Annotated in this window: 13 protein-coding genes, 1 pseudogene and 1 riboswitch; of the genes and pseudogenes, 7 read left to right on the top strand and 7 right to left on the bottom strand. The window is 36.4% G+C overall.

The genetic code is table 11. The features are described 5' to 3' along the window. Window positions 1–133 precede the first annotated feature (133 nt). A pseudogene (locus H280_RS22935) lies at window positions 134–349 on the top strand (hypothetical protein); the annotation flags it as partial. Between the two features lie 102 nt (window positions 350–451). Here H280_RS22935 and ribH read toward each other — a convergent pair. The 4 genes from ribH to ribD form a co-directional block, all read right to left on the bottom strand. Beyond that, a complete protein-coding gene (gene ribH, locus H280_RS0102085; protein WP_020059455.1) occupies window positions 452–913 on the bottom strand; it encodes a 6,7-dimethyl-8-ribityllumazine synthase in 462 nt (153 codons plus the stop codon). A gap of 209 nt (window positions 914–1,122) precedes the next feature. Continuing rightward, complete coding sequence (locus H280_RS0102080) at window positions 1,123–2,316, bottom strand: bifunctional 3,4-dihydroxy-2-butanone-4-phosphate synthase/GTP cyclohydrolase II (RefSeq protein WP_020059454.1); 1,194 nt, start codon at window positions 2,314–2,316, stop codon at window positions 1,123–1,125. A gap of 13 nt (window positions 2,317–2,329) precedes the next feature. Continuing rightward, window positions 2,330–2,974, bottom strand: coding sequence for a riboflavin synthase (gene ribE, locus H280_RS0102075; RefSeq protein ID WP_020059453.1), 645 nt, complete (start codon window positions 2,972–2,974; stop codon window positions 2,330–2,332). Continuing rightward, window positions 2,955–4,067: a bifunctional diaminohydroxyphosphoribosylaminopyrimidine deaminase/5-amino-6-(5-phosphoribosylamino)uracil reductase RibD gene (gene ribD / locus H280_RS0102070; protein ID WP_028411066.1), complete on the bottom strand. Its 1,113-nt coding sequence runs from the start codon at window positions 4,065–4,067 to the stop codon at window positions 2,955–2,957. The genes ribE and ribD overlap by 20 nt, the downstream gene beginning before the upstream one ends. Window positions 4,068–4,368: 301 nt before the next feature. Then, window positions 4,369–4,512, bottom strand: a riboswitch (FMN riboswitch). A gap of 363 nt (window positions 4,513–4,875) precedes the next feature. Here ribD and crcB (H280_RS0102065) point away from each other — a divergent pair. After that, entirely contained in the window at window positions 4,876–5,280 is a 405-nt protein-coding gene (gene crcB, locus H280_RS0102065; protein WP_020059452.1) for a fluoride efflux transporter CrcB, read from the top strand. Further along, window positions 5,277–5,630 carry a fluoride efflux transporter CrcB gene (gene crcB, locus H280_RS0102060; protein ID WP_020059451.1) on the top strand — a complete coding sequence of 118 codons (354 nt, stop codon included), beginning with the start codon at window positions 5,277–5,279 and terminating at the stop codon, window positions 5,628–5,630. Before crcB (H280_RS0102065) ends, crcB (H280_RS0102060) begins: the two co-directional genes overlap by 4 nt. A gap of 33 nt (window positions 5,631–5,663) precedes the next feature. On the opposite strand, the gene H280_RS0102055 is transcribed toward crcB (H280_RS0102060), so the two are convergent. Then, window positions 5,664–5,867 (bottom strand): CDGSH iron-sulfur domain-containing protein, encoded by a 204-nt coding sequence (locus H280_RS0102055; protein ID WP_020059450.1) that lies wholly within the window; start codon window positions 5,865–5,867, stop codon window positions 5,664–5,666. A 195-nt stretch (window positions 5,868–6,062) separates the two neighbouring features. Between H280_RS0102055 and H280_RS0102050 the strand changes: the two genes are divergently transcribed. Then, a complete protein-coding gene (locus tag H280_RS0102050; protein WP_020059449.1) occupies window positions 6,063–6,305 on the top strand; it encodes a DUF2552 family protein in 243 nt (80 codons plus the stop codon). 158 nt (window positions 6,306–6,463) lie between these two features. On the opposite strand, the gene H280_RS0102045 is transcribed toward H280_RS0102050, so the two are convergent. Further along, window positions 6,464–7,555, bottom strand: a complete 1,092-nt coding sequence (locus tag H280_RS0102045; RefSeq protein ID WP_020059448.1) for a serine hydrolase — start codon at window positions 7,553–7,555, stop codon at window positions 6,464–6,466. 267 nt (window positions 7,556–7,822) lie between these two features. Between H280_RS0102045 and H280_RS0102040 the strand changes: the two genes are divergently transcribed. Beyond that, window positions 7,823–8,281, top strand: a complete 459-nt coding sequence (locus H280_RS0102040) for a DUF4352 domain-containing protein (RefSeq protein ID WP_020059447.1) — start codon at window positions 7,823–7,825, stop codon at window positions 8,279–8,281. 8 nt (window positions 8,282–8,289) lie between these two features. On the opposite strand, the gene H280_RS0102035 is transcribed toward H280_RS0102040, so the two are convergent. Continuing rightward, window positions 8,290–9,213 (bottom strand): alpha/beta hydrolase, encoded by a 924-nt coding sequence (locus H280_RS0102035; protein ID WP_020059446.1) that lies wholly within the window; start codon window positions 9,211–9,213, stop codon window positions 8,290–8,292. Window positions 9,214–9,559: 346 nt separating this feature from the next. Here H280_RS0102035 and H280_RS0102030 point away from each other — a divergent pair, with 346 nt between their 5' ends. Both H280_RS0102030 and H280_RS0102025 read left to right on the top strand, forming a co-directional pair. Beyond that, window positions 9,560–10,726, top strand: coding sequence for a cation:proton antiporter (locus H280_RS0102030; RefSeq protein WP_020059445.1), 1,167 nt, complete (start codon window positions 9,560–9,562; stop codon window positions 10,724–10,726). A gap of 114 nt (window positions 10,727–10,840) precedes the next feature. Beyond that, the gene (locus H280_RS0102025; protein ID WP_020059444.1) at window positions 10,841–11,785 is read left to right on the top strand and encodes a LacI family DNA-binding transcriptional regulator; all 945 of its coding nucleotides are present in this window, start codon (window positions 10,841–10,843) and stop codon (window positions 11,783–11,785) included. The last annotated feature ends 112 nt before the right edge of the window (window positions 11,786–11,897 follow it).

Raw genomic sequence — 11,897 nt, 5'->3', positions numbered from 1 at the left:
TAAAATGTAATAAAGCGTATATAAGCATTGGAAGCATTGGGTTTGTAAAGAGATGACATAATATGTGTTCGAATTTCCCACTATGCAATTGTACATAGTAAGAAAGAATTTAATCGTGATTTGGGGGATTCGCATGCATAAATATATATTAGCAGTGATGAGTTTTCTTATTTTATTAAAGGCGGTTAGTGCAGATCCAGTAAAAGCTGCTGAAAATCCTGAACAGAAAGATTTGCAAAAGAGGGTCGAACAGCATTTTCGGCACCAAGCTGCGTATTTTGGAATCGATACAGAAGGAAAAAATTTAAAAGAAGTGCGGGAAGAGCTGAAAATTTTACAAGAAGGACAGGGGGAAGGAAAAATGGAAAAATAAAGAGAGGCTCGGATAGCCTCTCTTTACTTTAAACTTGAAATGTAATCGGTTTTTCCTACATTAATGGGTAGTTTCACTTCATGCCCACTGTCGGGATAGGTTTGCCATTTCAATTGCTGCAACTGCAGATTCCCATCCTTTATTGCCAGCTTTTGTACCTGCGCGTTCAATTGCTTGTTCAATTGTTTCTGTTGTTAAGACACCAAAAATAACAGGGATTTCTGTTTGTAATGAAAGGGAAGCGACGCCTTTTGCCACTTCATTACAAACATAATCATAATGCGTTGTTGCGCCGCGAATCACTGTTCCAAGTGTAATAACGGCATCGTATTTTCCGCTATTTGCCATTTTCTTTGCGATCAATGGAATTTCAAATGCACCAGGGACCCAAGCGACATCAATGTTGTTTTCTTCTACCCCGTGACGTTTTAAACCGTCTAATGCACCGCCTAATAGTTTGCTTGTAATAAATTCGTTAAAACGACCAACAACAATACCTACTTTTAATCCTGTACCAACTAAATGACCTTCGAATACCATCATGAATCTCTCCTTTAATCTATTTAAATTTATATTAAGTTTTCCGATATAGAAGTTGCTGCTATGCAGAATACAACATGCCCGCTACTGTCCTGCTCCTTTTGTTTTAAACCTGGCATGTGGCAGAAAAAGGCCCTGATCGCTCCTATGGATGGCCAGACGCTCTTTCCCATCCAAAAAGGAATGATTTTAAATCTCTGCTTTTCAATTTATAAAGTCAATAAATGACCTAATTTTGTTGATTTCGTTTGTAAATATGTTTTATTCTCTTCTTTTGCCGGCATTTGGAGCGGCACTCGCTCTACAACTGCTAAATCATAACCTTGTAAGCCTGCAATTTTACGTGGATTATTTGTTAAAAGACGAAGCTGTTGTAATCCTAAATCTTTTAAAATTTGTGCGCCAATTCCGTAGTCACGAAGATCAGCTGCAAAGCCAAGCTTTTCATTTGCCTCTACAGTATCGTAGCCTTCTTCTTGCAGTTTATATGCTCGTAATTTATTAAGTAGTCCAATGCCTCGTCCTTCTTGACGCATGTATAAAAGAACTCCTTTTCCTTCTCGTTCAATTTGAGCGAGCGCTGCATGAAGCTGTGGACCGCAGTCGCAGCGGCAAGATCCAAATACATCGCCAGTTAAGCACTCAGAATGGACACGTACAAGCGCTGATTCGTCTGTAGAAATATCGCCTTTTATAAGAGCGATATGTTCTTGATTATCTAAAGAATTGGAATAGCCAATGGCCTGAAATGTACCAAAGTCAGTTGGTAGTGTAATTTCGACTTCACGTTGCACGAATGTTTCATGATGACGACGATACGCAATTAAGTCTTCAATTGTAATCATTTTTAGATTAAATTGCTTGGCAATTTCTAATAAATCAGGCACTCGTGCCATCGTTCCATCTTCATTTATGATTTCACAAATAACGCCTGCTGGCTCTGCACCGCATAATTTTGCTAAATCTACAGCAGCTTCTGTATGCCCAGCGCGGCGAAGAACGCCCCCTGCTTTGGCGATTAAAGGAAAGATATGTCCAGGTCGTTTAAAATCACTGGCTTTCGCTTTAAGGTTTAATAGTTCACGTATAGTTGTCGCACGTTCATAAGCGCTAATACCAGTTGTCGTTGAAATGTGATCGACGCTAACAGTAAAGGCCGTACCGTGTGAATCTGTATTTTGTGAAACCATAGGTACTAACTCTAAACGATTGGCATGTTCCTCTGTAATAGGAACGCATACAAGGCCGCGCCCATGCGTAATCATGAAGTTGATTGTTTCCGGTGTACTATACTCGGCTAAAGAAATAAAATCCCCTTCATTTTCTCTATTTTCATCATCGCAGACGATAACAACTTTTCCTTGTTTTAAATCTTCTAGCGCTTCTTCAATTCGATGAAACATTTCATTTCCTCCCTTATAGGAACCCATTGTCTTGTAAAAAGTTTTCTGTAATAGAGCTCTTCTTAGATGTTGGCTTTGTAATAAAACGTTCAATATATTTTCCAATCATATCGCACTCAATGTTCACGATATCGCCAGTAGTTTTTGTTCCGATGACTGACTGACTTAATGTGTGTGGAATGAGAGAGATTGTGATGGAAGATTCATCAATGCCAAAAATCGTAAGACTCGTGCCATCAATGGCAACAGACCCTTTTTGTAAACAATAACGAAGCAATTCATTTGGTAATTGTATTTTGTAATATATGGCGTTATAGCTTCGTTTTTTATCAATAATTGTTCCAGTGCCGTCAATGTGTCCTGTTACAAAATGCCCACCGAAGCGGCCGTTTGCACCCATAGCACGCTCTAAATTGACTGCCCAGCCACGGCTAAGTGATTGGAGAGATGTTGCTCGCATCGTCTCGGGCATAACATCAACGGTAAAAGAGGTGGGTGTAAAAGAAGTGACAGTTAAACAAATCCCGTTTACAGCAATGCTGTCACCTAAGTTTATGTCTGTCAAAATGGTCTCTGCCGAAATTGTCAGTTTCATAGCTTCGCCAGTTTGCTGCATATTAGCGATTGTTCCAAGTTCCTCAACAATTCCTGTAAACATAAGGCACCTCTTTTCTTGGGATGGTAACGACTTTTATATCATCATCAATTTGTTCCATCGATTGAATGTGCAGTGTGAGTGCATCTTTCAATTGTGTAAAACCATTTCCGCCAAAACATGTTGGGGCTTCTTTACCACCAATTAGCTTTGGGCTAATATAAGTAATCAGCTCCTGAAAACATTTTGCTTCTAAGAAACTCGCATGAACTGTTTGTCCGCCTTCGACAAAGAGAGAAAGAATGCTTTTTTCTCCGAGAAGATTGAGCAGTTCGTTTATTTCAATATGATTCGTCTTCATTGGCAAAACAAATACCATATCTGATTGAAATTTTGCGATTTTCTCTTTTGAAACGGTATTTCCAACGATAATCCATGTTGGCGCCTTACCATCTGTAATTACGTGAGATGAAAGGGGGGTTCGCAAATGTGTATCAAGTACGATGCGAATTGGATTTTTTCCGCCATTTACAAGACGCGTTGTTAAATGCGGGTTATCGGTAATAATTGTATTTACACCGACGAGAATGGCATCGTGTGTATGGCGATAACGGTGTACATCGGCACGTGCCTCTTCGCCTGTAATCCATTTACTCTCTCCTGTATGAGTAGCGATTTTTCCATCTAAACTCATTGCTGTTTTTAATGTGACAAATGGTCGCTTTGTTCTCATGTAGTGGAAAAAGTAACGATTTAATTCTTTTGCTTCTTTTTCCAGTACACCAATTGTTACGTCAATTCCAGCTTCCTGTAATCGCTTGACACCTTGACCTGAAACGAGCGGGTTGCTATCGAGTACTGCAACAACGACTCGTTTTACGTTCTTTGCGATGAGCAAATCACAGCAAGGAGGCGTTTTTCCGTGATGACTGCACGGTTCTAGCGTTACATAAACTGTTGCACCGTGGGCATTTTCACCAGCCATGTGAAGAGCGTGAACTTCAGCGTGTTCAGTTCCTGCTCGTAAATGGGACCCCACTCCAATAATATTCCCATCTTTTACAACAACAGCACCGACCATAGGATTAGGACTTGTTTGCCCAGCTGTATGTTTTGCTAATTGCAAAGCAAGTGCCATATATTCTTGATCTGTCATAAACTCACCTCTCCTAAAAAAATCAAAAAACCCCAAGGATAGAATCCTTGGGGTGAGAGAGACGATGTTTCTAGAAATATAAGAAGGATACGAGAGTATACTGAATAAACCTAGCGTTAATCGATATGTTTGCATAGAAAAGAAGCCTAGCAACTATCTATTTTTTACATGCTAGTGTTATTGTATGATTTCAGCAAAGAAAAGAATGGTATATGAAAGAAAACATGTGCATGTTTAAAAATAAACAGTACAAATGAGCATGCTGAAATAAACGTAGTATCCTATTATACGTACTAGAAAACATATCCTTCTCCCATCCAGACTATACTGTCGGCTCTAGAGTCTCACTAGATCCACCGTTTTCAATTTGAAAACGGGTCACGGACTTAGAAGTGTGTACTTCATCACCGCCGGTTGGGAATTTCACCCGACCCCGAAGGATGCTGTTTGCTCACATTATAGCACAAAAAAGACAAAAGGCTATAGAAAATATTTGAATGTGAAGAATTGTATGAAAATAAAGAGTGGTGATAAATCTACGTTAGCGAGGAGAAAAAATTTGTTATACTAGTGTAGAAAAGATTTGATATGTAAATCCATTTTGACTTTTTGACATATAGATTACGGCAATGCAGACAAAAAGATTCTGCTACTTTCTTTCTCTATTTATTTGAACATTGAATGTGGCAGGAAAAGGTCCCGACCGCTCCTATACGCGGCCAGACGCTCTCGCCTCTTTAAAAAGAAAAAGGTTTTTATGTCAGTTTTTTAATTTGGATTTATATAGTGTCTAAATTGAGGTGAAAGTATGAAGTATATTGCTGTAGGAATAGGCGGCGTGATCGGAGCTTTAGCTCGTTATGGAGTAGGACAGCTTTTTGAAACGGCATCGTTTACTAGTTTTCCATTTGCGACATGGTTAGCTAATATGAGTGGCAGTTTTTTATTAGCGTTTTTAACGATGTCAATCTTTCGGATGAAACAGGTTTCACCGCTTATGATAAGTGCTATCGGTACAGGGATAATTGGTTCCTATACAACGTTCTCAACGTTTAGCGTAGACACGCTGAAGCTATTGCAGCACGAAGCGTTCAGGGTGGCTTTTTTATATGTGAGTGCGAGTATGATAGGGGGATTGCTTTTCTCTTTTGGCGGATTTTATGTTGGGAATATGCTATATGAACGCGGTGTGAGGAAAGAAGGAAACATATGAATATTTTACTTGTTAGTATCGGTGGCTTTTTCGGTGCTATTGCCCGTTTTTTTATTAGTATGATAGTGAAAGAAAAATATGGGGATTCTTTTCCGTACGGGACATTTTTTATAAATATACTCGGTTCGTTTTTACTCGGTCTGTTATATGGTGCTGGAGTAGCTAAAATGTGGGTATTATTATGCGGTACAGGATTTATGGGGGCATTTACGACATTTTCGACATATCAACTGGAAATGGTACAATTGATACATAAACGAGAAGGGCAAAAGGCATTACTATATTTTGTTATGAGTTATGTAATAGGTATTGGCAGTGCTTTTGCTGGATTTTATATGGGAAGTATGTAAAAAAACGCGCACATTTTCTTGTGCGCGTTTTTTTCATTCTTTTGGTGCACGTACAACAGATTCAAATTTTCCTTTATGTGAACCATCGCAATACGGCATATTTTTGGATAACCCACAGCGGCATATTGAAAATGCCGGCTTTGCTGGAAATGCATTTCCTTCTGCATCGATTAGTTCCACATCCCCTGTAATGCGGAACGAACCATTATCATTTACTTTAATTTGTACTTTCCCCATTGTTACACCTCCTTACCAAACGCATATGTTTATCATATACTTACTAGAATGACTTGACAATTCTATTGTTTTTTGAACATAAAATATTTTTTCGATTCACCTCACCACCTTCACATATGTTTAGAGGTGGGAGTCCTCTCGAAAGGTATGATATAATAAGCTATATACTGAAAAAATAGTAAGGTGAACATAAACATGAACAAACAATTACGTACATTACAAAACATTGCAACAGAGCGAACGTGGGTATCGTTTTTAAATGATAATCATCCGTACAGCTTACTTCATTGGTCAATTGCTGGTGTGCAACAAGAAGTGAAGGATGTATGGTTATTACAAGATGAAGTAACATTTCAAACAACAGAGTTTCCATCACTTAATGAAGCAGTAAAGTGGATTTCTGAAAATATGGATCAAGTTACAGATGTATTGGCGTAATAGCCATTGTAAATTTGATAAAATTTTGCTGTTGGTTTGGATGGGGAGAAGGCTAATTCATTTGGAGATGAATTAGCCTTTTTGTGTGTAATCATGTTTTTATTATTTTGGGAGTAACTAGTTCCAGTAGCTTGATAGCGATGTAGTAGATGTCTTAATTATCTTGAATTTTCAATTAAGAGAGCTCTAAATTTTTGATTATTTAAAATTTTTAACTGAAAATCATCGTAATGTTTAATTATATAATCAGTTTCAGTTAAGTCATTAAACATAAGCACTATTTCCGTCATATTTCCATCTTTATCTTTTGCATAAGTGGAGTTTGTGAATAAAAATGCTGTTGAACCACCTTTTTGTCCGGCATGTATCAACCACTCCTTATTTTTGGGGTTTTCCATTGGTGATTCGGCAATCTTGTCTAACTCTTTTTGCATATTTGGTGGGAAATAGTTTTTACGATTCAGTCGTTCCATCAATAGCAGATAGTCTTTTGCAGATGCGGCTGGTAAATTATCTGACCAAATTCTTTGGAATTTCATATCGCCAAGGTATGGGATATTCCGCTGTTTAAACTCAGTAGGATTTTTCATCCATTGGTGAATCTTAATAGATTCCCTAGAAAATTCTTGTTGTGACATAGCTTTCAGTTTTTTAAAGGTTTCGTCTTCGGTTAAGTTCTCTTCTTTTTTTAAATTGCCAGCAACGTATAAACTAGATACAAGTGGATATAGTTCTTGATGATGAGGCAATTGTAAATTTTTTATCGTTTGATTAATGTTTGCAAGACCTAATTTGTCTATTAAATAATCGGCATTTGCATTAGAACTAAACTGCAACATTCCTTTTGCAACTTGTTCTAATGTTACTTGATTATTTTGAATCAGATTATTTTCTTTTAAATAACGTATCCAATTAGGATGAGCAGAGCCATCTGTATCTTTCACATAATAAGCTTCTAAATCACTTAAAGGAATTTTTTGATCAGCTGTAATAGTTCCCTCTGCCGATTGTTTAGCAAATTCTACAGCAATCATTAGTTTCATCATGCTTGCTAAAGGAATTACCGCATCAGAATTTATACTAACTAGATTTTTTCCGTTTCTTTGTAGAATAAAAGATACATTTTTATCTGTCTTATGTGTCTTTAAGTATTCCATAATGGGGTCATGATTTTCTTTTTGTTTATGTACAATAAAGAAAATTGAAATAATTAATAATATAATGCTTAGTCTTTTAATTAACTTCAACACAATTTCTCCCTCTATACATTTTATCATTTTGTAAACTTTTGTAATATAATTATATCATAAAATTATATTATGTTTCATATTTTACCAATTTTGTTTTTCTAGAATAAAATTTTACATATCCAAACAGCTCGAATGACGGGTAAAGTTGAAGTCATTATATGTATAAATAAAATCTGTATTAGTACCATGGACTTGATTTCTAATGCATAAAAACATCTAATGTGTGCAACATACAACCGATAGAAACAGCAAAGAAGGTGGTAGTTGTTGTGGAAACGATTGTTTATAGTAAGTATTATCATTTCCTTTTGTATAGCTGGATGCAATAGGGGAGAGCAGGCTAATCAATCAAGTGTAAAAGGCATTTTATCGGCTCATCAAATAGATTTTGTTATTAAAAATGTAAGTCGTGTACCAAATTATGATGTATGGACTGCAAAAAATAATTACACGCTTCTTGTTGTGGACTTTTCTTTAAAGAACAGTAGAAACAAAAGTATTATTGTTAAGCCTTCGCAGTTTAATGTTATTTCGGAGACCGGAAAAATATATGGAGTCGTTCAAACGAAAAGGGAGACAAGTATATTGCATGATAGAAAGTTAAAATCATACGATTTATTGCAATCGAGCGTTATATTCGAAATACCTAAAGAAGAGACGGCATCTGAATTATTATTTGCTCCTTCTTTTGCTAAAGATAAACCAATTGTTATTTCATTAAAATAAAAACAGGCTTATGCAAGCCTGTTTTTTGTTTCGTTCACGTATGTTGTTAAAAATTGATCAACTGCCAATTCGTATTCTTCTCTATTTTCTCCATAAGAACAAGCATGGGCCCCTTTGTTGGCAATAAAGAGTTCTTTTGCTCCTTCTTTTGCTTCATATAATGATTGTGTCATATTGCATAAAATGTAATCATCATCTTTACTATGGATGAACAATACAGGATTTTTAATGTTTTTCACACAATCAATTGGAGAAACCTCACGAATTGTATAGCCATCACGCACTTTTAAAAATGCATTAGCCATTGGTAAAAGTGGCCATTTTGGTAAATGAAACTCAACCTTTAAACGATAATGTAGCTGTTCATAAAAATCAGAGAATGGGCAGTCAGCAATGTAAAAATCAGCTCCGTCCTCAACCATGCCAGCATATTGTAATAACGTTGCTGCTCCCATTGATTCACCGTGGATACCAAGCGTAATATTTGAACCAAATCGTTGTTTGAGCCAATCTACTACCGTCTTTAGATCGTGTTTTTCGTAATAGCCATAACTTGTTGTTTTGCCTCCAGTTTGACCGTGGCGGCGATGATCATAAATAAGTACGTTGAATCCTTTGTTTAAAAATAAATTTGCATACTTTATGGAATTCATTTTGTTGACGGTGACGCCGTGACAAAAAATCATGAACTTATTTGAATTATTAGCAGGAATAAAGTAACCATGAATGTTATAACCAAATTGAGAAGAGAGATATACTTCTTCTTTTTGTAGAGCTTCAAAATCCTCAAAGCGAAAATGCAGTTTTGTTTCACGTTCTAAAATTTCTTCTTCTGTTTTTTTCTTTAAATACATGACTTTATTCGTAAAGAAAATGCCAATTCCAATAAGAGTACCGATTATCGTTAATACTGTTGTCCAAAAAGCTTTCATACTCTATCCTCCAAGTTTACAGTACATATGATAATTACATTGTATCATAACGAGATGAAAAGGTGAGAGCGGCAAGGGGGATTTTAAATATAACGGGGAATATGAACTAGGATAGGGTATAATCTTACATAATATCTAGTTTGAAAAAAATTTTTGTCAGATTAATAAGGGGTTTGAATCAGAAAAATATCTATGTTTTATAAATAGGAAGTTTTTTTGTAACAAGAAATTATTGGGAATAAATAAGCGCTTTAATTACGTAAAGATACAAATTTGATAATTTCACAGACTGGTATAAATCATATATAGTTATTCTAATGAGTAAAGTAGGAAAAGGAGAGATGAGATGATATTTTTCTTTCAATTAGCAGTAATTTTACTAAGTACAAAACTTGCGGGTGACTTAAGTGTTAGGCTAGGACAACCGTCTGTACTTGGAAAACTTATTATAGGTATTATAATTGGTCCAGCAGTACTAGGATTAATTGATAATACGGATTTACTAAAGCAGTTAAGTGAAGTTGGGGTTATTCTTCTCATGTTTATGGCCGGCTTAGAAACGGACTTAAAAGAACTGAATGCAAACCGAAATTCTTCTTTCGCAGTAGCAGTTGGTGGAATTATTATGCCGTTTATAGGTGGTTATGTTGCGGGTCTTATTATGGGAATGGAGCAAGCAAATGCCGTATTTTTAGGCTTACTTCTTTGTGCAACTAGCGTTAGTATCTCTGTGCAAACGCTTCGAGATTTAGGGAAAATGAAAACACGTGAAAGTACAACAATGCTTGGCGCAGCGGTGTTTGATGATATTCTTGTTGTTATTTTACTTGCATTTGCAATGAGCTTCTTAGGTGCAGATGATGTCAATTTAACGATGGTTATCTTGAAGAAAGTTGTCTTCTTTGCAGCAATTATCCTAATCGGATGGAAGGGCGTACCGATGATTATGCGCTGGCTTTCTCCGCTTCGCGTATCAGAATCTATTATTAGTACAGCTCTTATTATTTGTTTTTCTTTTGCATATTTCGGGGAATTATTAGGAATAGCGGGTATTATCGGAGCGTTTGTGGCAGGGATTGCTATCTCTCAAACAGATTATAAACATGAAGTTGAGAAGAAAGTTGAACCAATTGCTTATGCAATGTTTGTTCCTATTTTCTTTGTAAGTATCGGGATGAATATTACGTTTGCAGGAATTGGAGATAAAGTTTGGTTTATTGTCATTTTAACAGTAATTGCTGTGTTAACGAAATTAATTGGTTGTGGTCTTGGAGCGCGTATGACAGGCTTTGATTTACAGTCTTCTACAATCATTGGTTCTGGAATGGTTTCCCGTGGTGAAGTAGCGCTCATTATTGCTGGACAAGGTCTTGCGTCAGGACTATTAGCAAAAGACTACTTTACAGCAATTGTAATTGTTGTTATTTTAACAACAATGATTACACCGCCGATGTTGAAGAAAACATTTGCGATAAAAGACAAACAATTAAAAGAGGGAAGAAGTGCTATGTAAGCACTTCTTTTTTTATGTAACAATTTTCAGAAATATAAAATAATACCCTTGACGTATCATTCAATTTGTTTTACGGTGAATTTGTAAACTATTTCCATGTTGAGGGGTGAAGAGGTGGCAACGATTCGCGATGTTGCAAAGTTGGCGGGAGTTTCAGTCGCAACTGTTTCACGAGTATTAAATGAAAAAGGATATGTACATGAAGATACGGTCAAACAAGTGAAGAAAGCAATTGAAGAGTTGCAGTATAAACCAAATGCGGTGGCAAAAGCTTTATTTAAAAAGTCTTCCACCATGATTGCTTTACTAGTATCTAACATACAAGATCCAGCATGCTTATCCTTGCTTACGGTTATTGAAGAAGAAGCTCACAATGAGGGGTATCAAATCGTTATATGTAATGTGAAACATAAGAGTGGTTATATGGATGTATTGGAACAAAATAATATTGCCGGTATTCTTATGACACGTGATGTATATGAAGGATTACAAAAAGAAAAAGTATCAGTTCCATTTGTAATTATTGATTCAAGTGAAGAAAGGGCTTCGCAGTACTATAATGGAGCAATACAAGCCGTTTCGTTACTAGAAAAGAAAGGATGCCACTTTCTTGCTTATATTCATGAAGGATCGAGTCATGAAACGATGGAAGAACATTTCACTGGTTTTTTAGACGCGGTTTGGGAGAAAAATATATCTTACCGAGTGATCGAAATGTATAGAAGAGAGGAGAATTCAGAACAAATCGCTGTGGAGGTATTGCGAAAACATCCATATATAGATGGCATCGTCACTTGTAGTGATACCACCGGAATTGATTTTATCCGTGCTGCGCAAAAATTACATATCTCTATTCCAGAGTATTTGCAAGTTATTAGTTTGAATGGAGCCGTGCAAGGAGAGTGGTCTACACCATCTTTAACGACAATTGCTCAGCCGATAACAAGTATAGGGATAGTTGCTATCCGGAGATTAATTGCAAAAATAAAAAAGGTAGAAGATAAACATGAGATAATGAATGTAGATTTCGTTCTGATTGAGAGAGGATCAACAAAATGAAAGGTGCGTGAATACACGCACCTTTTTCTATTTTGCTATTTGTAGGCAGCAAGAGTTCTATTGATAGAAGTTGCACCTTGAACAAGAGGCATGCTTCATGCGGTGCACAATC

It is taken from the genome of Bacillus sp. 123MFChir2, from assembly GCF_000383235.1.
Lineage (GTDB): Bacteria > Bacillota > Bacilli > Bacillales > Bacillaceae_G > Bacillus_A.
Note: the sequence above shows the minus strand (reverse complement) of the source record. Positions and strands in the feature narration are given on the sequence as shown.